This is a genomic window from Vibrio sp. HM8-C (assembly GCF_058630515.1).
Window position 1 is genome coordinate 90449 of sequence record NZ_JBMMKS010000006.1, and the last position, 25529, is coordinate 115977.

The window sequence follows — 25529 nt, forward strand, 5'->3', positions numbered from 1 at the left end:
ATTTGAACTATTAATTGATACACTTATATAAATAGAACTATAAATATATACGTGTATGCAAAATTATTTTAACAATTAACGATTTTCGTATTGGCTAACCGTTACCTACAATTAACTCTAACGAATAGGTTAGTTACGCAACTGTTCAATAATCTGGATACAAAATTACGTGTCATATAACAAGAAAACAGACCTCATATTTGTCGTACTATCCCTCATCTACTTTGCTATTGCTGCCCCAATTACAATAGCAATCAAAAATCATTACGTCGGTTTAGAGTCCAAAAAAGTTGAGATGGTTGTAGCGAACAACATTTCTCTAGTGCGTTCTAACTTTGAAGCATCGATCTTTATGGATACTTTCCTCGCTGATAGCTTAGCGACACTGATAACTATCGATCCACACGTTGCATTTAAAAATTGGGACGTTGTGGCAAGTCAGCTTCTGAGCAAGTCTCAACATGTCCGTAACGTTACCGCTTCGCCGAACAACATCATCACTTATATCTATCCGCTGAAAGGGAATGAAGCAGCCATAGGTATAGATCTTTCGAAAGTACCAGAACAGAACAAAGCCATTCAGTTAGCGAAGCAAAACCAGCACGTCTATATCGATGGCCCAGTTAATCTGGTTCAAGGTGGTAGAGGTTTGATCGCCCGCTACCCTATTTACTCCGATTTCCCTTATAACAAGGCATATTGGGGAACCGTTAGCGTTGTTATCGATTATGATGCACTGATGAAGAGCAGCGGTATCTACGATATTTTCGATGCTGACATCGCGATTCGAAACATCACCAACACCAATAAATTGCTGTACGGCGAAATCGAAACATTCGATAAGCCAGACATTCAGCATTTCATTAATCTACCGTTTGGTCGTTGGCAGCTAGCAGCAAAATACAAACTGACCGACAGCGCACACCTGTTGTTCATTAAGCGCGCAATACTGTCTACCGCGTTCTTTTCGATCTTTCTTATCTATGCGCTGTTTTTCTTAATTTATAAGAACTACAAGACCATCCATATGGCAGCGATGCAGGATGAACTGACTCGTTTACCTAACCGCCGTTATATCAATGAACTTCTTAGAAAGATGTCTTCGAAGAGAGAAAGTAATAGTTACTTTACTTTATTGAGTATTGACGTGAATGACTTCAAAAACGTGAATGACAATTTTGGTCACGATGTTGGAGATCGGTTTTTACAGTTCATCAGCATGAAGTTGAAAGAGAATGTTCGCAGCACAGACACCGTAGCGCGAATTGGCGGTGATGAATTTCTGGTTATCCTGACAAACATCTATTTGCCAGAGAAGGTGAACAGTGTCACTCAGTCGATTAAAAAGGAAATCGAAAGCGAACCTTTCTACCATAACAATATGGAAATCAAACCTAGTTTGAGCATCGGTTACGCTATCTATGACGATAAAAACATAGATATCGATAGCTTAATCACCAAAGCAGACCACGCAATGTATCTCAACAAAAATGCCAATGCGTTTGCTAAGAATAATTTTGATGCAGGCATCTAAAACAAGTAGTTAAGATGATGATTAAAACAGTTTGCGGCGGATAATATCCGCCGCTTTTGTTATTGGTAATTAAGAATGGGTGTTTAAGAATGGTTGATTAAAGGCACTTGCTGAGTAATACAGTGAATATTACCCCCACCTAGCAGTATTTCTCGAGCATTTACGCCAACCACTTCGTGATTCGGAAACGCTTCTTGTAACACGGCTTTGGCAAGCAGATCGTTACTGGCATCCAATAAAGGAAACACAATTCTGCTATTGGTAATGAGGAAGTTTGCATAGGACGCCGCTAGACGCTCACCGGCTTCACGCTCCATTCCTTCACTTTGATCGATACCAAAAGCTTCATGCTCTTCAATGTACAGCGGACCCGGCATCGGCAACTTATGCACCTTGATAATTCGTCCTTTAGCATCAAGTTGCGTGCTGAGCACATCGTAAGCCTTACGACTGATTTCATATTGAGGATCATTCACGTCGTCACACCAAGTTAATGCGACTTCGCCAGCTTTCACTACGTGCATGATGTTGTCCACATGACCATTGGTTTCGTCATTGTATAAACCGTTTGGTAGCCATATGACTTTCTCAGCACCGAGATAAGCCAGCAACAATGCTTCTATCTGCTGTTTAGTCAGATCAGGGTTACGACTTGGATGAAGTAAACACTCTTCAGTGGTGTAAATGGTTCCCTCACCATCACTATGAATAGAGCCACCTTCTAAAACCAGAGGCGCTTTAAATAGGTTATCACCAGTCAGGTTCACCATTTTATCCGCTACGGCATCATCTAAATCCCAAGGGAAATACAGACCATCAACCAAGCCACCCCATGCATTAAAATGCCAGTCAACACCTGCTCGTTGTCCTTCACTATTCACAACGTAAGTTGCTCCGATGTCGCGCATCCAGCAATCGTTGTATGACATTTCCACCACTTTGATGTGATCAGGCAACTGAACTCGTGCATTGGCGTATTGCTCTCGTGCAACCAACATCACCACAGGTGTAGCCTTTGAAATCGCAGTAGCAACCTCGACAAATGCTTGTTGAGCTAGCTTGCCGCTAAATCGCCAGTTGTCACTGCGTACCGGCCATGCCATCCACACTTCACTTTGCGGTTCGTGTTCACCGGGCATGTGATAGCCAAAATCTTTAGGTGAGCCTTCTAATGTTTTACTCATGCTATACCTCTCACATCCGATGATTCAGTTTGAGAATGTGCACGCTTCAGTAAAAGCTCACCAATCACAACCGTTACGATAACACCCGCTAAAACTGGCGCGGTATATTGCCAATCTACTGATCCGAAAATCACATCAGGGAAGATGAAAAGAACCACCGCCTGAAGAATGATAACGAAACAGATCGCCGTCATCGCCGCTTGTGTGGCCATGTTACCCGGAGCTTTAAAGGGACGCAGACGATCAGCATCTGACACGCGAAGTTTTAAGTATGCTGGGAACATAAATAGATATGGCACTAAGAACACGCAGCTTGAGAACGCAAAGATAGACCAGAACAGTTCATCATTACTGCTTGCAAAGAACGCATATACGACGATTACCGCGGTGGATACCAAACCTGTGCCAACATTCGCCCCTACTGGCGTTGAGTAACGGCTTGAAGTTTTGCCTAATGCAGCAGGAAGTTCACCATCACGTGCAGATTCAGCAGCAGCGCGGCTTGAACCCATTGTCCAACTCACCATGTTTCCGATGAAGGTAATCAAAGTCACAATGCCCAGTGCGTAAGTCATGAACTGACCGAATGCACCATCACCAAACAAGACTTTCAACGTATCGACGATGCCAGCAACCAGACCGACCTCTTCCACAGGTAGTGCCATCAGAATGCCTAACGTGCCAAGTACATAAAGCAGAGCCGTTACCGTCATTGCCAGAAATACGACTTTTGGCATTTGCTTAACGTCTTTCATCTCTTTAGTCATGGTAGCCACGAGCTCAAAGCCCATTAGGTTGAAAACCAAAGCAGGAAGAAAGGCGACGCCAGAATCGAAAGATGGCAACACAGTTTCAAAAGTGAATTCGTTGGCAACACCATTTTTTGCGGCATAGATGAATCCACCAATGCCTAACACAGAAATGATGATTACCTTTAATACGGCGCAGAAGTTAGTTACCCAAACGCCAATATCAACGGAAATGTTACACACCCAAACGGTTAGCCAAGTCAGGGCAACGCACATGATCACTTGAGCAAACAATGAAAGATCAGGTGCAAACAGCTCGGCAAATGAACCCGCGAAAAGGATGTATACCGCTGGCATCCACAAGCCAACGTTAATCCAGTAGAACCATGTAGTGCGAATAGCCCAACGCGGACCAAAAGCACGTTTCACCCAGTCGTAGATACCACCTTCGCCCGGATAAGCAGAACTGAGTTCAGAAGTAATCAATCCGTATGGTAGTACGAATACCACCAACATTAGCGCCCACCATCCTAGCGAGCTGACACCAATTGACGCTGATGCCGTTAACGTATCCACCACTAACACCGCACATAAGCTGAACAGAGCTAGAGGCGTCACGCCCATTTTTTTGTCTTCCATGACATTAGTCCTTTAGTTGCCCATCCAGTGTTAAAAGGTGCTTGTATTGGTCTGGACGTCTATCTCTGAACAGTCCCCATGCGCTACGTTGAAATGCAATTTCATCGAGGTCGAACTCATGAATAAGAATGCCTTGAGTCTCACGATCGGCTTTTGCCAGAATTTCGCCGTTGTAATTAGCAATGAAGGACGAACCAAAGAAGTTGATTTCTAAATCTCGGGTTTGTGCTTGTTCGCGACCAATTCGGTTGGAAGCGATAACAGGCATAACATTGGAAGCCGCATGACCTTGCATCGCGTTTTGCCATGCTGGTTGTGAATCTAATTGTGGCTGGCTAGGCTCGCTGCCAATCGCTGTTGGGTAGAACAATAGTTCTGCCCCTTGCAGTGCCATACTTCTTGCCGTTTCTGGGAACCATTGATCCCAGCAGATACCAACACCAATACGACCATAGCGCGTATCCCACACTTTGAAGCCAGTATCACCAGGGCTGAAGTAGTATTTTTCTAGGTAACCATCGCTGTCTGGAATGTGAGTTTTTCTATAAACACCCAGTAGTGATCCATCGGCATCAATCACAGCAACGGAGTTGAACTTAACGTTCCCTGCTCTTTCAAACCAGCTAAATGGCAAAACAACTTGCAGTTCTTTTGCTAACGCGGTGAGCTTCTTGAAAGTCTCGTTTTCTTCCAGTGTAGAAGCCAACTTATGGTAGCCCTCACTGATTTCAATACAGAAGTACGGCGTTTCAAATAGTTCTTGTAAAAGAATGATTTGCGCGCCTTGTGCAGCAGCTTCGCGCACAAGCTGCTCAGCTTTTGCTACGTTTTCTTCAACATTCCATGAACATGACATCTGAGTCGCGGCAACAGTGACTTTTCTCATTTAATTCCCTTAATTTCTAGTCAAAAACTGTTGATATTTTTAACGTTTATGTGGTTATTATTGAAATGCATTATTTTTATCTTTATATGAGAGATTTCGATAACTTATGGATATGGACATCAACCAGCTGCGATTGCTAGTCGTGCTGGAAAAGGAAAGAAACTTATCAAAAGCGGCGCAGAAAATGTTTATGAGCCAATCTGCCGCAAGCCACGTTTTGTCTAAGCTCAGAGACCGTTTCGACAACCCGCTTTTCATCAAAACTCGAACGGGAATGGAACCAACTCCTTTGGTGCAAATGCTGCTTCCAGACATCCAAAAAGGACTCTCTTCGATAGACATGGCATTAGCTAAAACTAAACCGTTTAACCCAAGTGTGGATGCAAAAACCTTCTATATCGGTGCCATTGATTACTTTGAGTTTTACGCTTTACCGAGACTTGGAAAAGCATTGGAAAAGAGTGCACCAAACGTCAGAATTGCGATTGAAATTCTGTCTGAAAACATGCAGATGGAGCGAGTGGAACAAGGACATATTGATCTGACATTAGGTGTTGACCAATTACAATCCATGCCGCGCTACTATCATCGCTATCCTTGGCTTACCGATCCATACGTTGGTATTGTTGCAAACGACAACCCACTGCCTAATAAGCTGAATTTTAAAGCTTTTCTTGAGACACCACAGGTTCACTTGCCGTTAATCAACTCTGGTGCCGACCCAATTGACCGATGGCTGCTAGAACAACATCAGGCGCGACACATTTCGATGATCGTTCAGAGTTATGCAGTCGGTGGTCGACTAATTGCAAATACCAACAATTTGATGTGTGTTCCCTTCAGAATCGCAACAGAACTGAGCAAAATGCTGCCAGTTAGAATTGTAGAATTACCAGAAGGTACCCCTGAACTATCCCTGAGTATTTTTACTCATCAGCTTTACGACAGCCAAGACAGCGTTCAATGGCTGATTAAAGAAGTTCAGAAGTGCATTTTGTAGCGATCAACGGCCAACAAATCCTAGACTGATATAAAAACGGCTTATCTTTTCAGATAAGCCGACCTATCAATCTTTTCCCGCAAATTGGAGCTATCTAACTAGCAAGTTGGCGTGTTTTTCACTGGCACTCTTGCCACAACACAACATGGTGCGGTTTCAGTTGCTTAACTTCTTCGCGTTCAACAAATGATTGAATCTCATCCACATCGATACGTGTTGAGTCATAGAGTACGGCGCATACTTTATCCTTGACGAGCAGTTGATGACTCTCGCCAAACGATGTGTAGCGTGACGATCCAAGGGAAATCAAAATGCGCTCGGGGTATCCAGCCTGACCAAGTAAATCCTGAATGCTATGCAGTGCCCCTTCGTTTGCTTGGGTGTTACTTTGACTGACTAGCCACGCAATCAACTGCTCATAACTGTAGCTATAATCACCGAGAGAAACGTCGTTGCAACAGAGACTCCATTCCCCATCTCGCCCCAGAAAACTACAAAAACGGTATTTATCTAAATCAGCACTCTTACTGAACTCAGCAAGAGGAATCACTTTAGTTGCGATACCTTTTGACGCCGCTCCCCAGTTTTTCTTTTGTGCCAATTTCTCCACGACCGCATTACGATGAGTAGCGTCGTTAAATAGAGTCATTGATTCTGGCTCAAACCCAAGTACCGAAGTGCCCAGATATTTAACCTTAGCAATCAATGCTATTTCGGGCTCCATTTGCACTTTTGCTGTAGGATCTTTAGGTAACATCAGAACATCAAAAGAATACGGATTCACATCCAGATAAACATCGCTAGCACCAGGTACATAAAACGGAAACAAAGCCTGTGGGCTTTGCGTATCAACGGTTCCTTGTAATCCTTTTGCTTCTCCGGTCTGCTGTAAATGTCCTGCAAAATTACCGGCAATGCCAATACCAAAGAGCGGCATTTTTGCACTTGGCTGATTAAAACTGTGCTGACTCAAGTTTTCCCTCACTTAAATTATTTATGTTGTCCAACAAACCTTAGGATGTTGTTACCGCTAAACCACGAATGATGATGTTTACCAAAAAATCTTGTGCGTCTTCAAATTCTCTTTCTGACATGGGAGAGCCTTTTATCAATTGAATCTCGGTATCAAAATCTGAATAAAACTGTGTTGAGCTCCAAATCAAAAACAGCAGATAGAGCGGTTCAACCGGACGAATCAATCCTTTATCAATCCAAGTGCGAATCACTGACGATTTTCCTGTCGCCCAATCAACCACTGGGAATTGAATCTCATCACGAATGATCGGTGCGCCTTGGATAATCTCTTGCGCGAATATCTTGGATTCCTGCGGATGTGTTCGGCTATAGCGCATCTTCCCCACGATGTAGTTCCTCAGTACCGTTTCTGGCGGCATATTGGCGGCATCTTCAGAGAAACCCTCATTCCATAGATTTAAAATGTCTTGTAATAAGGCTTTGTAAAGCCCTGTTTTCGACTTGAAATAATACAGAATATTGGCTTTGGGCAAATTAACTCTATCTGCGATCGCCTGAACCGATGTTCCTTTATAACCGTGTTTGACAAATTCATCAGCAGCAGCTTGAAGGATCAAGGTTTCATTTCGGCGACGTATTTCACCTGAAATTGACCGCTTGTGCTGAGCAAGTTCGGTATCCAAAAGAACTCCTTTTAATTCGTGACTATATTTAAAGTAATCAATGGTTAAGGTTGTGTTGTCAAGTGCCTATTTTTTGCACCAATTTCAACACCATGCACTATATCAGTGCACAGTAATGACTAACGTTGAATGCCAAGCCTTACGCCTATTGATGTTGAACACTTGGTCAGGTTTTTGCATTTGGCTTTTATCAATTCAGACCAAGAATAAATAATTAAACAAAAATAGCCGTAAAAAATATTAGAAAGGAATCTGCTCAACATGGACACACCACTTCTCGAGCTGTGGAATATCAGTAAGTTTTTCCCCGGCGTCGTGGCGAATGACAAAGTGAATTTGAAACTCCATCAAGGAGAGATCCTAGCTCTGTTAGGGGAAAACGGCGCAGGAAAATCAACGCTAGTAAAGATGATTTATGGCGTAAATAGCCCAAGCGAAGGGGCTATTATGTGGAATAACCACGAAGTCACAATCAGCTCGCCAAACCAAGCAAGAGCAATGGGTATCGGCATGGTGTTCCAACACTTTTCCGTATTCGAAACACTGACCGTATTGGAAAACATTCAACTGGGTTTAGATAAGGAATTTCTTGATTCAGTTTCTGACTTACGCAAACTCATCATCGATAAGAGTGAACAATACAAACTGCACGTTGACCCAGACCGCTATGTGCATAGCCTAAGTATTGGTGAAAGACAGCGCGTAGAGATTCTTCGCTGTTTGATTCAAGACGTAAAACTTTTGATCCTTGATGAACCCACATCTGTGCTTGCCCCACAGGAAATTGAAGGTTTGTTTGAAGTTCTGAACCAACTCTCGAGCGAAGGTTGCGCCATTTTGTTCATCAGCCACAAGCTGAAAGAAGTCACCTCTTTGTGCCATCGAGCAGTCATTCTGCGTGGCGGAAAAGTTACTGGAGAATGTGACCCGAGCAAAGAGACACCAAATTCCATTGCTCGCATGATGGTGGGTGATGAAACCCAGCTATCTGAAAGCTATCCGAAAACGGAAACGACCAATATCATTTTGAAAACAAACAACCTCACACTCTCACCTTCTCACCCATTTGGCTGTGGTCTTGAGAACGTGAACTTGCAGCTTCGAACTGGTGAAATCTTCGGTTTAGCGGGCGTTGCGGGTAATGGTCAGGAAGACCTATTAGCAGTCCTTAGCGGTGAAGACACTCGCAGTAATGCAGACAGCATTCAATGGCAGCAGATCAATATTGGCGATTGGGACGCAGGTAAACGTCGTGAACTTGGTCTTGCCTATGTTCCTGCAAACCGCCTTGGTCAAGGCGCTGTCCCTGAAATGAGTTTGGAAGAAAACACCCTATTGACTCACTCTCGATCTCTAAGCTCTCGTGGTGTGATTAACTTCCCTAAGCTCAAACAATTGGCTCAGCAGCTCATTAGTCATAACCAAGTGAAATGCCGCAATGAAAACTCTCAAGCGAAGAGTCTTTCAGGCGGTAACTTGCAGAAATTCATTATGGGGCGAGAAGTAGCTCAGCAGCCCAAAGTTCTTATCTGTGCCCATCCAACATGGGGGGTAGACATCGGTGCAGCCAGCGCGATTCATCGTCAGCTCATCGCACTGCGTGATTCAGGCACAGCTATTCTTGTTGTCTCTGAAGACATTGATGAACTGTTTATTTTGTGTGACCGCTTAGCCGCGATTTATGAAGGGCAAGTGTCAGACGCAGTTAAAACCAGCAATACCTCTATCGATCAAATTGGGGAATGGATAGCCGGTGGTTTCGTTTCTCATGCGGAGGTAGTAAATGCTTAAGGTTCAACCTCGTTTAGAAAGCTCTAAGTTGATGTCTTGGCTTTCTCCATTCATTGCTGTCGCACTAACTATGGCGGTATCCAGCTTGATGTTTGTCTGGTTGGATGTTGATCCAATCAAAGCCTTCCAAGTATTTGTTCTGATGCCATTTTCAGACAGCTACAACTTAGGCGAACTATTGGTGAAGTCTGCACCACTCATGTTGTGTGCGATTGGTTTGGCGCTATGTTACCGAGCAAACATGTGGAACATTGGTGCTGAAGGTCAATTGTTGATTGGCGCGGTTGCCAGTAGCGCAGTGGCAGTCACGGCGACTGATGATTCTGGCTTTGGCTCTTTCCTGCTAACCGTTGGCGCAGGTGTTATCGCTGGTGCGTTATGGGCGGGTATTCCGACGTGGTTAAACCGTCGTTTTCACACCAACATTATCCTAACCACCATCATGCTTAATTACATTGGTTTGTACATTTTGCTTTGGGCTGTACATGGTCCGTTGCGCGATCCTTCTGGATTTGGTTTCCCAGAATCAGCCGTGTTTGTTGATGCAGTAATCATGTCACCATTGATGGAATCTGGGCGCGCAACAATGTCGATTGTGATTGCTGTCATTGTGGCAATAGCTTCAGGCTGGATGCTGTTCAAAACACTGCCAGGTTTTAAACTTCGCGTGATGGGTTCTGAGCGTGCCGCTGCAAAATACGCGGGCTTTTCCGAAAACAAATTGGTGTGGGGCGTGATGCTTTTCGCCGGAGCAATGGCTGGATTTGCAGGCGCTTCGGAGGTCATGGGCCCCATTGGTCAGCTTGTTCCTTCAGTATCTCCGGGGTACGGCTATGCTGCCATCATCGTTGCTTATCTTGGTCGTTTAAACCCGATAGGTGTGATTATTGCTGCGCTGTTTATGGGTGCTCTCTACATGGGAAGTGACCTTGCTCAAATCGAACTGAATTTGCCGACTGCCGTCACTGGTTTGTTCCAAGGTACTTTGCTCTTTTTCTTATTAGCTTGTGATTTCTTAATTTACTACCGATTCGTTCCGAATCGTTCGTTAAGCAAACAATCTGCTAATTCACTAGTTAAAGAGAAAGGAGCCGCATAATGGATGCAATGCTAATTCAGGCGCTGTGTATCGCGGCGCTTAAAACAGGTACCCCACTGCTGATCATCGCTTTAGGCGAACTGATCTGCGAAAAAACAGGGGTGTTAAATCTTGGTCAGGAAGGCATGATGCTGATGGGCGCAATGGCAGGTTTTGCCGGCGCTATGGTATCGGGCAGCTTGCTCGTCGGTGTGTTGGTCGCCATGTTTGCAGGCATGATGATGGCGTGGTTGTTTGGCGTGTTGACGCTAACCCTGAGCTCGAATCAGGTTGCAACTGGCTTGGCTCTCACTATCTTTGGTACTGGTCTAAGTGCCTTCTTAGGCGGCAGCTTAGTGGGTAATACCATTCAAGGGTTCAAGCCAATCGCAATTCCTCTGCTGAGTGATATTCCGTTCTTTGGTCCTTTGTTGTTTAACCACGATATTTTGGTTTACGCGAGTTTCATCCTTGTTGGTACTTCTTGGTGGGTGCTGCATAAAACGCGTATTGGTCTAGTGATTCGCGCTGTGGGCGAAAATCCGCACTCTGCAAACGCATTAGGTATCAGAGTTATCAAAGTGCGTTACATGGTCACATTATTAGGTGGCGCTTTCGCAGGTCTTGCGGGTGCTTATATGTCGTTATCGTATACACCAATGTGGATGGAAAACATGACCGCTGGCCGTGGTTGGATTGCACTGGCTTTGGTTGTGTTTGCTTCATGGCGTATTGGTTATCTGGTGTTAGGCGCATACTTGTTCGGTTTTACCTCCATCATGCATTTAATGATGCAAGGTGCGGGTATCGATATCTCTCCTAACCTATTGGCGATGACACCGTATGTTGCAACTGTTGTGGTCATGGTTCTGTTGAGTTCAAACGAGCTGCGCCAGAAATTGGCAACACCAATGAGTTTAGGCAAACCGTTCGACCCTAAACGTCAGTAAAAACCGTTCTACTCAGCCCGCTTTCGCGGGCTGTTTCTTTTTCAGTCGCATCAAAATGGTGCATTTTGTATACAAGAAAGCACCATTGTAAAACATTCACTTAAAGTCACTTTCACACCAGCGTCTATACTCAATGTATACAATGTGGCTAACCCCTTTGTGCACAATGCTTACGAGAGTATTGAAAATTTTTTATTTAAAACACGACCAGTTGGTCAACTTTTTGCTAACAAACTCGTATCAAGCATTTTTTACATACAACTTTTAACCTTAATTTTTTGCTTATCAAAAAATGCATAACCAAATAGCTATTTAAAAGTAGCGATATCTTTGAAATGGAGAATTTCATGAAAATAAATCAGTGGATGACGGTTGCAGCACTTTCAGTGTCTGCAGTGTTTTCAACTTCTACCCTTGCTGACGACCCGATGAAAGTCGGCTTTGTATACGTAGGTCCAGTTGGCGACCACGGTTGGAGCTATGAGCACGACCAAGGCCGTCTAGAAATGGAAAAATACTTTAAAGGCAAAGTAGAAACGACATTCGTAGAAAACGTACCTGAAGGTGCTGATGCAGAGCGTGTTATTACTCAGCTAGCAAAATCTGGTAACGAAGTGATCTTCACTACGTCATTCGGTTTTATGAACCCAACAGCTAAAGCTGCAAAACGTTTCCCTAAAGTGACGTTTGAACACGCAACTGGTTACAAAATGGATAAAAACCTAGGTACTTACGTACTTCGTACCTACGAAGGTCGTTACGTATCTGGTGTTGCTGCTGGTATGGCAACTAAAACAAACACTCTTGGCTACATCGCAACTTTCCCTATTCCAGAAGTTATTCGTGACATCAACGCAACTTACCTTGGCGCGAAAAGCGTGAACCCAGATATCAAACTAAAAATCGTTTGGGTAAACACTTGGTACGATCCAGGTAAAGAATCCGATGCAGCAAATGCTCTAATGGACCAAGGCGCAGACATCATCATCCAACACACTGACAGCCCAGCTCCACTTATCGCAGCAGAAAAACGCGGCATGATGGGTATCGGTCAAGCATCAGATATGAGCCACTTTGCTCCTAAAGCACACATGTTCTCAGTACGTGACCACTGGGCACCACACTACATCAAGAGCGTGCAAGCAGTTATGGATGGCACTTGGAAATCTGAAGATTACTGGGGTGGTCTAAAAGACGAATTGCTACAAATCGTATCTATCAACCCTAGCCTTCCTGAAGAGATCAAGACTGCTATCTCTACAACTGAAGCAAAAATCATCTCTGGTGAAATCGTTCCATTTACTGGTCCTATGAAAGACAACCAAGGTAAAGAAGTGATCGCTGCTGGCCACTCTCTAACTGACCAAGAGTTGGCATCAGTAATGTGGTACGTTGAAGGTATCGACGCAAAAATTCCTAACTAATAAAGCCCGACTCGCGTATCCGCTCAAGATACGCGAGTCTTTTTTTACCCAAATAGTTGACCAGTTGGACAAGTTTAATAACAAAAACCCGTACTCATTGAAGCAAGGAAGCGCAGATAGACAAGGCTGCAGCTACAATTAGAAAGGGAGAGAGGAAGTTATGTTAGAGCTAATGATTAATAGCGAAGTGGTCAAAGTGGAGTCTGCTAAAGCCGATACCATGCTATTGAACTACCTACGCGAGCAGAAACAAATGACAGGCTCTAAAGAGGGATGCGCAAGCGGAGACTGCGGAGCTTGTACTGTCGTTTTAGTCAGCTTAGAGGGTGATAACACCAATTATCGCCAGATAAACGCCTGTATCACGCCAATTCACTCACTGCATGGCAAACAGGTTATTACCGTTGAACACCTAAAACAGGGCAACCAACTTCACCCTGTTCAACAAATGGTCGTAGATAAGCACGGCACCCAATGTGGCTTCTGCACACCGGGTTTTGTCATGTCTCTTTATGCTTTATCCAAACAGACCGAAAAACCACAACACCCAGCAGATTTCTTAGCGGGTAACTTATGCCGTTGTACCGGTTATGGTCCGCTGATTGAAGCAGCCAACACCATTGCAACAACTGAAATTGAAGATCCACTCAGCGCTGAAATCGAAGGCGTAAAAGCATGGATGAAATCTGTTCAGCCACTCGAAAGTGCTCAATATATCAAGCCAACCACTCGTCAAGCTCTGGCAAAAGCACGTGCTGAACATCCGAATGCAAAACTGATTGCTGGCGGTACCGATTTATCGCTAGAAGTCACACAACAACTGAAATCCATTCCAGAACTGATTGATATTTCAAGCGTGGATGACCTGCTTGGTATCACGGAAACCACATCAGGCTGGCGTGTTGGCGCAGCAGTGCCAATGAACATCGTTCATGAATTTATGAAAAAACACTTCCCAACAACGGATGAAGTTATAGAACGTTTAGGAAGTTTAACCATTCGCCACCGAGCAACATTGGGAGGCAGTCTTGGTCACGCATCCCCTATTGGTGATATTGCACCACTATTGATGAGTCTTCAGGGCAAAATTGAACTCGATGATGGCGCAAACAAAACCCTGTATGCGCCTGAAGACTACATTACTGGCTATCGTGAAACCTTGATCAAACCAAATCAGTGGATCAGCGCGATTCATCTACCACGTTTGGCACCTAACCAGCACCACGCAATCTACAAAGTGAGTAAGCGTTACGAGGACGACATCGCAACGGTCACTCTGGCTATCAACATGACCATTGATTCAGACAAACGTGTGAAAAACTGCATTATTTCCGCAGGCGGTGTTGCAGCGAAATCAGTGCGTCTGTTCGAGTTGGAAAAAGTCTTTGTCGGTCAGCCACTGACCCAACCTATCGTCAACAAAGCGCGTCAAAAAGTTACGCAAGTCATTCATCCGCTAAGCGATGTTCGTGGCTCTGCTGAGTATCGCGTAAAACTGGTACAAAACCTGCTGCAACGCTTTTACTTAGAATCACAGCAAGTTGAAACAAGGTTGGTGCAACATGCGTAAATTAACTTCCGTTGATAAACAAACTGCTGTTGATACTCAAACTTCTGGGCAACAACCTGTCATTGACGTTGTAGGCAAACCGCACAAACATGAAAGTGCTGATAAACAAGTGAGCGGCGAAGCACTGTTCGTTGATGATTACGTCACACCACGCGGCTGCCTTCACGCTGCGGTTGTGATTTCATCGATTGCCAAAGGCAAAATTACCAAGCTGGATCTTTCTCCTGTTGAAAGTGCTGACGGTGTTGTGAAAGTCTATACAGCGGACGCCATTCCCGGCGAGAAAGACATTGGCACCATTTTCAAAGGCGACCCGCTTCTGACTCTGGATAATGAAATCCGCTATTACGGTCAGCCTATCGCTTTAGTATTGGCAACTACACATGAGCAGGCATGGAAAGCCGCACGTTTAGCGAATATTGAATACCAACAAGATGCGGTTGTACTCAGCCACGAAAACGCCAGTGATTTACTTCCTTCTCACCAGATGGGCAAACATATCGAACAAGCTGTGTTTGCTAGCGCTGATATCGCGATTGACAGCGAAATGCACGTCGGTGGTCAGGAACATTTCTATCTTGAGAGCCAAGTAAGTCTTGCTGAAATCACTGAAGATGGCGGTATTTTTGTACGTTCATCCACACAGAACCCAACTGAAATTCAAAAGCTAATCGCAGAAGTTCTGCACCTTGATTTTAACCACGTAACGGTGGATATGCGTCGTATGGGTGGTGGATTTGGTGGTAAAGAAAGCCAAGCAGCACAATGGGCATGTTTAGCATCATTAGGGGCATACCACACCAAGCGCGCCGTGAAAATGCGCCTTCCTCGTGGCATTGATATGACTGCGACTGGTAAACGTCACCCTTTCTATAACCGCTATCAAATCGCGGCGAACAAACAAGGTGAAATCATCGCGGCGGATATCCAAGTCAATGGACTTTGTGGTCACTCTCCCGATCTCTCTGATGCGATTGTCGATCGTGCGATGTTCCATGCCGATAACGCTTATTTTCTGGGAAATGCCTGTATTGAAGGCAACCGCTTAAAAACAGACATGGTTTCTCATACTGCTTATCGCGGTTTCGGTGGTCCTCAAGGGATGATCGTGATTGAAAAAGCGATGGAAGAGCTGGCACTTGCAGCGAAACAAGATCCTCTGGATATCCGTCTTAAAAACCTCTATCGCGCGGGTAAAAATGTAACGCCTTATGGAATGCAGGTAGATCAATACGACGCCATGCTTGAAATCATGAAGCAGCTTGAGCAAAGCAGTGATTATCGTGCACGTCGTGAACAAGTAAACCAATGGAACAAAACCCATTCTGTATTGAAGAAAGGCTTGTCTCTGACACCGATTAAATTCGGCATTTCATTTACCGCAACACATCTTAACCAAGCAGGTGCACTTATCCACGTCTACACAGACGGTACAATGCAAGTCTCGCACGGTGGTACTGAAATGGGGCAAGGTCTGCATACCAAGATTGCGCAAATCGTGGCGCAAACTTTTGGCGTGAGCTTAGACAAAGTGCTCGTCACCTCAACCCGTACCGACAAAGTTCCAAATACCTCTCCGACAGCAGCCTCTTCCGGCGCTGATCTGAATGGTATGGCAGCGCACAAAGCAGCGCTAGAGATTAAACAGCGTCTGTTGGAGTTCGCACGCAGCCATTATAAGGTTGAAGACGTCGATATCGTTAACGGCGAGCTTGTGGGTGTGAGTGAAACCGTCACTTGGGCTCAGTTGGTACAAAAAGCGTACATGGGTCGAGTCTCTCTCTCAGCTACCGGTTTTTACCAAACACCGAAGATTGGCTACGACAGAAAGACAGCTACAGGTCATCCATTCTTCTACTTCTCTTTGGGCGCTTCGTGCTCAGAAGTCACTATCGACACACTAACAGGCGAGATGCGTGTTGATCGCGTGGATATTCTGCACGATGTGGGCAACAGCTTAAACCCAGCCATCGACAGAGGTCAGATTGAAGGCGCGTTTGTGCAAGGTTTGGGATGGCTGACAACCGAAGAGCTTGTGTGGCATGAAGACGGTCGCCTACTAAGCAACAGTCCAATGAACTACAAGATCCCGACGATTGGTGATTATCCAAAACAGATGCACATCGATTTGTATGAAAAAGCTAACCCAGAGCACAGCATCTATCGCTCGAAAGCGGTGGGTGAACCACCTTTCATGCACGGCATCAGTGTTTGGTGCGCAGCTTTCGATGCAGTGGCTTCAATCAGTGGCCACAGACATGCGCCAGAGCTGCATGCACCTGCGACAGGTGAAGCGATTCTAACGGCGTGTGAAAAGCAGCTGCATTGGCTGGAGCACAGTGCCGTTAAGGAGACTGAAGATGCCGTCACACCATAAGTCATCAAGCCTTCTCAGCGAAGGTTTACTGCATAAAGGATTACTAAACAATCCATCTTTACACTGGCTCAAAGCGTGTCAAATGCTTGAGGAACAGGGTGAAGCGTATTGCATCGCTACCATCGTTGCCTACGTAGGTTCAGTGCCAAGAGCGAGTGGATCTAAAATGGTCATTACGCAGGCGTGTCAGTTCGACACGCTGGGCGGTGGCAACCTTGAGTTTCAAGTGATAGCTCAGGCACGTGAAGGATTAGCTTCTCATCAAAACCAAGTGGCGATAGAACGTTTCTCTCTTTCAGCAGATCTCGGTCAATGTTGCGGCGGCGCAGTGCAAGTGATGTTTGAGTATTTCCATACTCAAACACCTCACGTTGTTATCTTCGGTGCTGGGCACGTATGCCAAGCGTTAACCACTGTGCTAAGTGAGCTGCCTTGTCAACTCACAGTGATAGACAACCGCCACGAATGGCTTGAACCTCTACAGAACAAAGGTATCAACGTTGAACTGCTAGAAAATCCAAGTGAAGCGCTAGGTCACCTACCCAACAACGCATATGTGATTGTGATGACACAAGATCATGGGCTGGACTTCGAGATTGCTCGGTTGGCACTGGAGGAAAACCGCTTTGCTTTTGTTGGACTAATAGGGTCACAAGGTAAGAAGCAACGTTTTGAGTTTCGCTTAAAAGAACAACTTTCAGATGCTGGCTTGATTGACAATCTCACCTGCCCGATTGGTCATCCAGAGGTCAAAGGTAAGTTGCCTATGCAAGTGGCAGTATCAGTTGCAGCGCAGTTGATTGGTCTGTTCAGTGAACAAGGAAACCACAGCCAGCAAAGTCAATCTGACGTTGAAGAAGTGCAATGGAAACAAGCAAATGAAGCTCGTAAGGTTCTAAAGGAAGAGAAACAATGACAGCAGTAAAAACGAGCTTGGAATTAGACGATCAAGCGTTGAACAAAATCTGCACCAGCCAAAAATGGGTGGCGCTGGTTAAAGAAAAAATGCCTTTTTCGGATGCAGATGCGCTTAAAAGTGCAGCCATCGCAGCGTTTACAGAGCTTGAAGAACAAGATTGGTTAGAAGCGTTTGCTGGTCATCCAATGATTGGTGATATCTCCACTCTGCAAAAGAAATACGCACAGGGAAAATCGTTAAGTGAAAAAGAGCAAGGTGGCGTAAAAGGCGCATCTGATGAAACTTTGCACCAACTACTTTCACTCAACAAAGAATATGTAGAGAAATTCGGTTTCATTTTCATCGTGTGCGCTACCAACAAAAGTGCTGATGAAATGCTTGCCATGTTAAAAGCGCGCATTAACCGCACTCGTGAACAAGAGTTGCAGCAAGCCGCAATAGAACAACAAAAAATCAGTCAGATAAGAATGGAAGCTTATTTATGAATAGACTCAGTTGCCATGTGCTGGACACATCTAACGGGCATCCCGCAGCTAACATCGTTGTTAAACTGTTTCGTTTAGGCAGTTTTGAATGCCTTGCAGAAGAGACAACCAACGCAGACGGTCGTGCGGTTTTTGAAGGGATCACACTGGATAAGCACAATTTCACATTGCGCTTTCTTGTACAACCATACTGCGAAGAACAATTTGGTTCGTCATTCTTTCCGATGATAGACGTACATTTCACCGTTGCAGATGACTGCAACTACCACATTCCTCTACTCCTATCTCCGTACTCATATTCTAGCTATCGAGGTAGTTAGTATGACGTTGAAGGTACATAGAGGGAGTTTACTCCATTTTCCCCAAGTGACATCGTCACCAGCTGATAACTATCAGTATTGGAACGACGGTGTGCTCGTGGTGGAAAATGGACGCATTACCCATGTGGGCGAAGCGAAAGAGTTCTTTTCTGTTTCTGCGAATAAAGCACTGTTAATTCAGGGGCATGTGACTCAACACCACGGACTGCTTATTCCGGGGATGATTGATGCACATGTGCACTTTCCGCAAATCGAGATGATTGCAAGCTATGGTAAGCAGCTGTTGGATTGGTTAAACACTTATACCTTCCCAACCGAGCTAAGGTTTTCTAAGCAGGATTACTGTAACGCTCAAGCTGAATTTTTCATCCAGCAGCTTTTCAGTCACGGAACAACCACAGCAAGTGTGTTTGCAACGGTTCATCCACAATCAGTGAATGCGTTTTTTGCAGCCGCTGAGCGACATGATGCACGAATGATTTGCGGCAAAATCATGATGGATCGATTTTGTCCTGACGAACTGCAAGACACGCCTGAATCCGGCTATCGCGACAGTAAAGAACTGATCGAACGTTGGCACAAAAATGGGCGGGCGCTCTATGCCATTACGCCTCGCTTTGCACCAACCAGTACGCCAGAGCAACTTGCAAAAGCAGGACAACTTGCGAAAGAGCATCCGGATACTTTTATTCAAACTCACTTGAGTGAAAACCACGGTGAAATGGCGTGGGTAAAAGACCTCTTCCCAGAAGAAGACGATTACCTAGCTGTGTATGAGCGCTATAACCTAGTGCGAGACCGTGCTCTGTTTGGTCATGCTTTGCATCTTAATGATCGTGAGTTTAAATCTTTAGCGGCAAACGGCGCTTCTATTGCGTTCTGCCCTTCTTCGAACCTGTTTTTAGGCAGTGGTTTATTTGACTATCAAAAAGCAAAAGAAGCGGGAATTCCGGTCGCTATTGCCAGCGATGTTGGTGCAGGAACTAGCTTGAGCTTACTTCGCAACCAAAGCGATGCGTATAAAGTTTGTCAGCTACAAGGCTTGAGCTTAGACGCGTTCGAGTCACTTTATCTCTGCACTCAAGGTGCTGCGGCAGCAATGGGACTCGATCATCTTATCGGCAATTTTAATATCGGCACTGAAGCCGATTTCGTGGAACTCGATCTGACTGCATTTCCAATGCTCAAGCAGCGCATTTTGCGTTGTCAGGAATTGTCAGAGCAACTTTTCGCTTTGGTCACACTGGGTGACGAGCGAGTGATCGAGAAAACCTATGTTCATGGAAATTTAGTTTATCAAAAGGATGTAATGTTATGTGGCCACAACTCTACGAATGGATTGCGCTATTTATCAAGTGGTTCCATGTAATCTGCGGTGTTGCATGGATTGGCGCAAGTTTCTATTTCACTTGGTTGGATAACTCATTAGAAACGCCACCAAAATGGAAACAAGACAAAGGAATTAAAGGCGATCTTTGGGCGGTACACGGCGGTGGCTTCTACGAAGTTGCCAAATATCAAGTTGGCCCAGAACAGATGCCTGAAAAGCTGCATTGGTTTAAGTGGGAAGCTTATACCACTTGGATGACAGGTACGGCATTACTGATTTGGATGTACTACTTCAACGCGCAAGCATACCTGATTGACCCACGTGTGATGGAACTGAGCACGCTTCAAGCAGTGAGCTTAGGTGTGGGCGGAATCTTCCTAGGTGTAGTTGTCTATGAAGGTTTAATGCGTTCTCCGCTAAATCGCTCAACGCCGCTGTTTGTTGCGGTGTTGATTTTGTTCGGTGCCCTATTCTTCTACGCGTTCTCGCATATGTTTAGTGGTCGCGGTGCGTTCATTCATATGGGTGTGTTAATTGGTTCGATCATGGTGAACAACGTTTTCCATAAGATCATTCCTGGTCAACGCAAAATGGTAAAACAAGTAGCAGCTGGTGAGCCTGTTGACCCAGCACCGGGTTTGGAAGGCAAACGTCGTTCAATCCACAATAACTACTTCACTTTGCCAATCATCTTTTTGATGATCAGTAACCACTACCCAATGATTTACCAACACGCTCAAAGTTGGTTGGTTGGTCTGTTAATCATGCTTATCAGTGCTTACATCCGTCATTACTTCAACCTAAAGCACTCTGGTCAATCAAAACCAAGCGTGATGTACACAGGCGCTGCGGCTATGTTTGCACTTGCAGTTGTGATCAGTTGGCAAGCCACTGAACAAATGCATACAGCGAAAAATGCAGCAAAAGTGAAAAACAGTGAAGCAGCTGTGGTAGCAAGTCCAAGTTCGACCACAACTGAAGAAACAACGACTACAGCGAGCTTAACTCAGCAGCAGCACGATGTTTTTGAGATCATCCAAACGCGATGCAGTCAGTGCCACAGTTCAGCGCCTACCGATGATGTATTTAAAGTCGCTCAAGGTGGTGCAATGTTCGATAGTTGGCAAGATGTTGAACGATGGAAACCGAGAATTCTCGCACGAGCTGTAGTAAGTGGAGATATGCCTTTCCTCAATAAGACAAAAATGACGGACGAAGAACGTCAACAGTTAGGTGATTTATTAAATACGATTAACTGACCATACGAAAACCACCAGCTCAATGCTGGTGGTTTTTATCCCTTGTGAAAACACAGAAATCACAACTGCATCTATTTCCTATTTCCTATTTCCTATTTCCTATTTCCCCAAACATCCTCAAATTTGCGCATATACAACAGTGAACTACAATAAATCTTAACGGAAAGTGCCACTTTAGTGTGGTCAACATTTATTTCTTTAAGAGGTTAGTATGAGACTTCATTCGATTCGATTAAAAATGATGTTGCCCATTATCTTGCTCACTGTGCTAGTGATTTCAATTTTTGTCTTTATGCAGGTCATCATCAAGATAGAAGATCGGGCGATGGAGAAACAAACCAAGTCCTACTTTGAAGCCATTGCAGTCGTGCTCAATGCGGATCGGGATATCTATCAAGCGCGTTTAGCTCAGGCAGAGATGCTCTCGGACTACGGAGACAAACAACAGCAACAAAAAGACTTCGATGAGAATGCGCAACAAGTCTATGATCGCTTCCAAAGTTTCCGCAAGTATCTGGTCGATGAACCAGAATTAGTAGAGCCTTTTAATAACTTTGACGCCCTCTACGATGATTGGCTCCAAAGCAGCAAGAATGTTTCCTCTATCTATGTTGCAAGCCAGTTCGTGGATGATCGTTTGGCTGATATCGATAAAGATTTCTTTACCATGCGTAATTTACTCGATCAGGCAGAGGCGAAGCTTCGCACCCATGCGTCAGACTGGAGTAAAGATAATACCGACCGTCAGATACTTAAACGCTACCTCGATGCGCTGGCAGAAGTGCTCAATGCTGACCGCGATTTATATCAAGCACGTTTAGCTCAGCAAAAGTTTGTTACTGGTATTGGTGATGCAGAGAAAAACCTCAACGATTTCCAAGAAAACGCTCTCCAAGCAAACAACCGTTTTCAATCTTACAGAACCTTGATGTCTCCCGAACCTGAGTTTGTTACTCCCTATGAACAATTTGACGACCTTTTTTCAGGCTGGTTTAAAGAGAGTTCCGATCTCATGGATTCTGATGAAATAAAAATTGCTGGCAGTCAGAAAGACGTTTTATCCGCTACCGACGAGAAGTTTGAGCGCATTAGAGACGTGCTCGATAAAGCCGGAGAAGCGGTAAAGAATCAGGGTCGGATAAAAGAACAGGAGACGGCTCAGGAGATTCAACGTTATCAACAAGTCACCATTGGTATAGTCGTCATCGGTTTTCTGATTGCGTTCTTGATCAGCTACTACATACCGAAAAACATTACGCAAAATGTAAACAATATCTCGCAGCGAATTCGTGAAATCTCAGAAGGTGATGGTGATTTGACAGCGCGAATCAACTCTAATGCAAAAGATGAGTTGGGAGAATTGGCACAAGAGTTCGATACCTTCGTTGGAAATCTGCAAACGATAATGAAGACCATCCAATCAAAAAGTTCAGCATTGGGTGACTCGACTCATCGCTTGGAGGCTGTGGCTAACTCAGTCAGCAATATCACGCAAAAATTAGTGGAATCGAGCGATTCCATTGTTAGTGCTGCCAGCGAAATGTCGATGGCGAATGCTCAGATGGCGGATGTCGCAGCCAATACGTCTGATGAATCCACTTCCGCAGCCGAGCACATTGACCGTGGGCGAGATGTAGTGACGTCTTCTCACGCCAGTATTGATTCACTTGTCGACAATATTGATGTGACGATGACAAAAGCCGAAGAGCTAGAGAAAAACTCAGAGGCCATCTCATCTGTTCTCGAAGTCATTCGTGGGATTGCCGAACAAACCAACCTACTCGCCTTGAATGCTGCAATTGAAGCTGCACGTGCAGGCGAATTTGGACGAGGCTTTGCGGTTGTCGCCGATGAAGTTCGCAAACTTGCAACTCAGACAGGTGAAAGCACCAACCAGATTGAGAAGATGATTAGTCAATTGACCGACAGCGTTTCTGACGCGTTTACCGCAATCAAGCTCAGTAAAGACAACGCCAACAGCGCAGTGAGTAATTTTGACAGCGTTATTCAGGTATTCGATGCACTGAACAACTCTCTCAGTTCAGTACGAGATTTGTCCGAACAGACCGCACTGGCTACACAGGAACAATCCAGCGTCTCAAATGAGATCAATCAAAATCTCATCTCAATGAAAGACCAAACTGACGGAGTTGACCGAGCTTCTAAAGAGATTCGCCAACAGTTTAACGATCTCAATAGTGTATACATTGAACTCAATAACCAAGTGTCGAAGTTTAGAGTTTGAGTACGTTCCATCGAGCAGAACAATCGAAATTTGGCAGATTAACTACACGGCACATATACACGTCTTTTAATGTCTCATTACTGGTCTCTGTCGCTGCTTAGCAAAAAGTGACCGTTAAAGAGCGTTTAGGTGGACAAATAAACTACCTAAACGATTCTTCTAACGACAATGAATTTCCTCCACGTTTTTCGCAATCTGCACAATATCAAGCCATATCAAACAGTTACAACATTTCTTTTAATTTCATATTGTTAGATACCCTTTTAGGTTCAGAAACTCAGGAACTGTGACTGCACTAATGATTAAACACTCAACAGTTGACTAATTGGTCGCTTTTTGTGCTATAAAGGTGCCGACGTTACTTCCATCGGGTATGCGGAAGTAAAAAGGAGTAGATTTATGTTTAAACAGTTCGGCTTTTTGTGTGTAAGTATTGTTGCTATTTCTGGGTGTAATCCTGTCAGTTCAGTCGATACACCTGTTAATACAGCAAGCACTGCCCAGCAAGAGAGCTATCCTGCAATGGCAGTCCCTTTACAGCCGAATACATTGGCAGAAAACAATATTGCAGAGCTAACCCAACTCCTGTCAGGAGACAAAGTTAAGGCTGCAGATAGAGCCCAGATATACCTAGATCGTGGTCGTTCTTACGACAGTATGGGCCTAAGAGACCTAGCCAGAATGGATTATTTTAAATCATTAGAAATTAATCCAAGACAAGCCGATGTATATAACTTACTTGGTATGTACTACACGCAAATCGGTAAGTTTGATACGGCCTATCAAGCATTCGATTCAACCATCGAACTTGACCCTTCAAATTTAAGCGCCGTCTTTAACCGAGCTGTTGCTCAGTACTATGGTAAAAGACCAGATCTCGCGTTAGAAGACATGAGAACTTATTACGAAAGTAATCCAAGTGACCCTTTCAGCGCATTGTGGCTCTATATCATTGAATCTGAGTTAGATAAAAATGCCGCTCTTACCCGACTAAAATCAACTTATGAAAACAAAACAGACCAATGGGAATGGATGTTAGTAGGCATTATATTAAATGAGGTAAGTGAAGAAGATGTCTCAAATTATATTGTCAACAGCACAGCAAACAATACCATAATGGCACAAAAATTCACCGAAGCTTACTTTTATTTAGGTAAGAATTATATGGCTAATGGTGATATTAAAAGAGCGCTATGCGTTTATAAACTTGCTTTATCCTTAAATGTATTCAACTTTAGTGAACACAGTTATGCTTTATTAGAGTTGGACAGAATTTCTGATAAGTTTAAATCTGCTAGTAAAAATGGCAAGCAAGACAAATTTGTTTACCGTTAAGAGTTTACTGTTAATATAAGTCGATAAAAATATAGACAACAAATACTGAAAAGGTGATTATCAATAATCACCTTTTATTTCAGCATAGCAATCAACTAAGTATGCGTTCACTATAATGTACTTCTCGATATAGATAATGACTATATATTCACTGTATTAAACAGAGCTGAGATTTAAGTTTAATTAATTATCTGAAATTGCTTTGTAGTTGTAATCGACTTCTACAATCGCACGATACTGCATAGTATCTCTGCTTGCCGGGAACTCCTCTATTTTGACTTGTGCACTTTCAACAACCATAGTGCCGCCAATTACTGTATCTCCGGTTGTGTTTAGTTTCCATCGTAAATCGCTGTCGCTGGCGGTTTCTAGAGCCTCATACATGTTGAAGCCAGCATCAATTGCTTCTTGTTTGGAAGCAAACGCATCGGAATACAGAGTTGCATCTCTATGAATAGTTTCACGGGGTCCTGCTGTAGCGGTAAACGCAACTAGCATAGAACATGCTAAGGTGATTAACGCTTTCATAATATTTCCTTACAATGAACTAACCAATGAAAGTATCGTAAGTAGTATTGGTACTTGCTTTACCTTCCCATTACCAAGAAATTTAGCAACTTACAGATTATATAAATAAATTCCTATGGCAAATGTAAGCCAAGGTATTGTTGGTCATACACCTATACTTTAGTAGTAAAATGATTTAGATCAAGTTTAACAAATGTAATTTTTCGTAAAACGAAGTAAATTGATAATTAATTCATTCATATATCATATTACCTATTATTATAATGAA

21 protein-coding genes are annotated in these 25529 nt (G+C 44.1%); 15 read left to right on the plus strand and 6 right to left on the minus strand.

Features of this window, described 5'->3' with window-relative positions; translation table 11 throughout:
• Positions 1-169 precede the first annotated feature (169 nt).
• Positions 170-1534, plus strand: a complete 1365-nt coding sequence (locus ACOSVQ_RS09215; protein WP_491982268.1) for a diguanylate cyclase domain-containing protein — start codon at positions 170-172, stop codon at positions 1532-1534.
• Positions 1535-1617: 83 nt separating this feature from the next.
• On the opposite strand, the gene aguA is transcribed toward ACOSVQ_RS09215, so the two are convergent.
• Genes aguA through aguB form a run of 3 tightly spaced genes read right to left on the minus strand, consistent with a single transcriptional unit; the run spans position 1618 to position 4992 of the window.
• Positions 1618-2718, minus strand: coding sequence for an agmatine deiminase (gene aguA / locus ACOSVQ_RS09220; protein ID WP_491982270.1), 1101 nt, complete (start codon positions 2716-2718; stop codon positions 1618-1620).
• Positions 2715-4106, minus strand: a complete 1392-nt coding sequence (locus tag ACOSVQ_RS09225) for an APC family permease (protein ID WP_491982271.1) — start codon at positions 4104-4106, stop codon at positions 2715-2717. Before ACOSVQ_RS09225 ends, aguA begins: the two co-directional genes overlap by 4 nt.
• Positions 4107-4110: 4 nt before the next feature.
• Entirely contained in the window at positions 4111-4992 is an 882-nt protein-coding gene (aguB, locus tag ACOSVQ_RS09230) for an N-carbamoylputrescine amidase (RefSeq protein ID WP_491982273.1), read from the minus strand.
• 106 nt (positions 4993-5098) lie between these two features.
• Here aguB and ACOSVQ_RS09235 point away from each other — a divergent pair, with 106 nt between their 5' ends.
• Positions 5099-5992 carry a LysR family transcriptional regulator gene (locus tag ACOSVQ_RS09235; protein WP_491982274.1) on the plus strand — a complete coding sequence of 298 codons (894 nt, stop codon included), beginning with the start codon at positions 5099-5101 and terminating at the stop codon, positions 5990-5992.
• Between the two features lie 118 nt (positions 5993-6110).
• Here ACOSVQ_RS09235 and ACOSVQ_RS09240 read toward each other — a convergent pair whose 3' ends face one another.
• Together ACOSVQ_RS09240 and ACOSVQ_RS09245 are read right to left on the minus strand one after the other, a co-directional pair.
• Positions 6111-6965 (minus strand): DUF5718 family protein, encoded by an 855-nt coding sequence (locus ACOSVQ_RS09240; RefSeq protein WP_491982275.1) that lies wholly within the window; start codon positions 6963-6965, stop codon positions 6111-6113.
• Between the two features lie 40 nt (positions 6966-7005).
• Complete coding sequence (locus tag ACOSVQ_RS09245; protein ID WP_165311242.1) at positions 7006-7650, minus strand: TetR family transcriptional regulator C-terminal domain-containing protein; 645 nt, start codon at positions 7648-7650, stop codon at positions 7006-7008.
• A gap of 261 nt (positions 7651-7911) precedes the next feature.
• On the opposite strand from ACOSVQ_RS09245, the gene ACOSVQ_RS09250 reads away from it, so the two are divergent.
• From ACOSVQ_RS09250 to nlpI, 13 genes are all read left to right on the plus strand, one after another.
• Positions 7912-9441, plus strand: coding sequence for an ABC transporter ATP-binding protein (locus tag ACOSVQ_RS09250; protein WP_491982276.1), 1530 nt, complete (start codon positions 7912-7914; stop codon positions 9439-9441).
• Complete coding sequence (locus ACOSVQ_RS09255) at positions 9434-10540, plus strand: ABC transporter permease (RefSeq protein WP_165311240.1); 1107 nt, start codon at positions 9434-9436, stop codon at positions 10538-10540. The genes ACOSVQ_RS09250 and ACOSVQ_RS09255 overlap by 8 nt, the downstream gene beginning before the upstream one ends.
• A complete protein-coding gene (locus tag ACOSVQ_RS09260) occupies positions 10540-11469 on the plus strand; it encodes an ABC transporter permease (protein WP_491982278.1) in 930 nt (309 codons plus the stop codon). Before ACOSVQ_RS09255 ends, ACOSVQ_RS09260 begins: the two co-directional genes overlap by 1 nt.
• 347 nt (positions 11470-11816) lie before the next feature.
• Complete coding sequence (locus tag ACOSVQ_RS09265; protein WP_491982279.1) at positions 11817-12893, plus strand: BMP family ABC transporter substrate-binding protein; 1077 nt, start codon at positions 11817-11819, stop codon at positions 12891-12893.
• Between the two features lie 160 nt (positions 12894-13053).
• Positions 13054-14463: a xanthine dehydrogenase small subunit gene (gene xdhA / locus ACOSVQ_RS09270; protein WP_491982280.1), complete on the plus strand. Its 1410-nt coding sequence runs from the start codon at positions 13054-13056 to the stop codon at positions 14461-14463.
• Complete coding sequence (xdhB, locus tag ACOSVQ_RS09275; protein ID WP_491982282.1) at positions 14456-16840, plus strand: xanthine dehydrogenase molybdopterin binding subunit; 2385 nt, start codon at positions 14456-14458, stop codon at positions 16838-16840. The genes xdhA and xdhB overlap by 8 nt, the downstream gene beginning before the upstream one ends.
• A complete protein-coding gene (gene xdhC, locus ACOSVQ_RS09280; RefSeq protein ID WP_491982283.1) occupies positions 16824-17756 on the plus strand; it encodes a xanthine dehydrogenase accessory protein XdhC in 933 nt (310 codons plus the stop codon). The genes xdhB and xdhC overlap by 17 nt, the downstream gene beginning before the upstream one ends.
• Entirely contained in the window at positions 17753-18244 is a 492-nt protein-coding gene (gene uraD / locus ACOSVQ_RS09285; RefSeq protein WP_491982285.1) for a 2-oxo-4-hydroxy-4-carboxy-5-ureidoimidazoline decarboxylase, read from the plus strand. The genes xdhC and uraD overlap by 4 nt, the downstream gene beginning before the upstream one ends.
• Complete coding sequence (gene uraH, locus ACOSVQ_RS09290; RefSeq protein WP_491982287.1) at positions 18241-18564, plus strand: hydroxyisourate hydrolase; 324 nt, start codon at positions 18241-18243, stop codon at positions 18562-18564. Before uraD ends, uraH begins: the two co-directional genes overlap by 4 nt.
• 1 nt (position 18565) lies before the next feature.
• The gene (gene guaD / locus ACOSVQ_RS09295) at positions 18566-19933 is read left to right on the plus strand and encodes a guanine deaminase (RefSeq protein WP_491982288.1); all 1368 of its coding nucleotides are present in this window, start codon (positions 18566-18568) and stop codon (positions 19931-19933) included.
• Positions 19879-21153 carry a urate hydroxylase PuuD gene (locus ACOSVQ_RS09300; protein ID WP_491982290.1) on the plus strand — a complete coding sequence of 425 codons (1275 nt, stop codon included), beginning with the start codon at positions 19879-19881 and terminating at the stop codon, positions 21151-21153. Before guaD ends, ACOSVQ_RS09300 begins: the two co-directional genes overlap by 55 nt.
• 211 nt (positions 21154-21364) lie before the next feature.
• A complete protein-coding gene (locus tag ACOSVQ_RS09305; RefSeq protein ID WP_491982292.1) occupies positions 21365-23398 on the plus strand; it encodes a methyl-accepting chemotaxis protein in 2034 nt (677 codons plus the stop codon).
• Between the two features lie 399 nt (positions 23399-23797).
• On the plus strand, positions 23798-24733 hold the full coding sequence (gene nlpI, locus ACOSVQ_RS09310; protein ID WP_491982293.1) for a lipoprotein NlpI: 936 nt from the start codon (positions 23798-23800) through the stop codon (positions 24731-24733).
• Positions 24734-24916: 183 nt separating this feature from the next.
• Here the strand turns inward: nlpI and ACOSVQ_RS09315 are convergent, their stop codons facing one another.
• The gene (locus tag ACOSVQ_RS09315) at positions 24917-25261 is read right to left on the minus strand and encodes a DUF3316 domain-containing protein (protein ID WP_102942088.1); all 345 of its coding nucleotides are present in this window, start codon (positions 25259-25261) and stop codon (positions 24917-24919) included.
• Positions 25262-25529 lie beyond the last annotated feature (268 nt).

Bases quoted from the DNA above. Each gene is read 5' to 3' on its own strand.
- ACOSVQ_RS09315 (WP_102942088.1), bottom strand. From the start codon at position 25,261: ATGAAAGCGTTAATCACCTTAGCATGTTCTATGCTAGTTGCGTTTACC.
- nlpI (WP_491982293.1), top strand. From the start codon at position 23,798: ATGTTTAAACAGTTCGGCTTTTTGTGTGTAAGTATTGTTGCTATTTCT.
- xdhB (WP_491982282.1), top strand. From the start codon at position 14,456: ATGCGTAAATTAACTTCCGTTGATAAACAAACTGCTGTTGATACTCAA.
- ACOSVQ_RS09235 (WP_491982274.1), top strand. From the start codon at position 5,099: ATGGATATGGACATCAACCAGCTGCGATTGCTAGTCGTGCTGGAAAAG.
- xdhC (WP_491982283.1), top strand. From the start codon at position 16,824: ATGCCGTCACACCATAAGTCATCAAGCCTTCTCAGCGAAGGTTTACTG.
- uraH (WP_491982287.1), top strand. From the start codon at position 18,241: ATGAATAGACTCAGTTGCCATGTGCTGGACACATCTAACGGGCATCCC.
- ACOSVQ_RS09255 (WP_165311240.1), top strand. From the start codon at position 9,434: ATGCTTAAGGTTCAACCTCGTTTAGAAAGCTCTAAGTTGATGTCTTGG.
- ACOSVQ_RS09300 (WP_491982290.1), top strand. From the start codon at position 19,879: ATGTGGCCACAACTCTACGAATGGATTGCGCTATTTATCAAGTGGTTC.
- guaD (WP_491982288.1), top strand. From the start codon at position 18,566: ATGACGTTGAAGGTACATAGAGGGAGTTTACTCCATTTTCCCCAAGTG.
- ACOSVQ_RS09260 (WP_491982278.1), top strand. From the start codon at position 10,540: ATGGATGCAATGCTAATTCAGGCGCTGTGTATCGCGGCGCTTAAAACA.
- ACOSVQ_RS09265 (WP_491982279.1), top strand. From the start codon at position 11,817: ATGAAAATAAATCAGTGGATGACGGTTGCAGCACTTTCAGTGTCTGCA.
- xdhA (WP_491982280.1), top strand. From the start codon at position 13,054: ATGTTAGAGCTAATGATTAATAGCGAAGTGGTCAAAGTGGAGTCTGCT.
- aguA (WP_491982270.1), bottom strand. From the start codon at position 2,718: ATGAGTAAAACATTAGAAGGCTCACCTAAAGATTTTGGCTATCACATG.
- ACOSVQ_RS09225 (WP_491982271.1), bottom strand. From the start codon at position 4,106: ATGGAAGACAAAAAAATGGGCGTGACGCCTCTAGCTCTGTTCAGCTTA.
- aguB (WP_491982273.1), bottom strand. From the start codon at position 4,992: ATGAGAAAAGTCACTGTTGCCGCGACTCAGATGTCATGTTCATGGAAT.
- ACOSVQ_RS09305 (WP_491982292.1), top strand. From the start codon at position 21,365: ATGAGACTTCATTCGATTCGATTAAAAATGATGTTGCCCATTATCTTG.
- ACOSVQ_RS09250 (WP_491982276.1), top strand. From the start codon at position 7,912: ATGGACACACCACTTCTCGAGCTGTGGAATATCAGTAAGTTTTTCCCC.
- uraD (WP_491982285.1), top strand. From the start codon at position 17,753: ATGACAGCAGTAAAAACGAGCTTGGAATTAGACGATCAAGCGTTGAAC.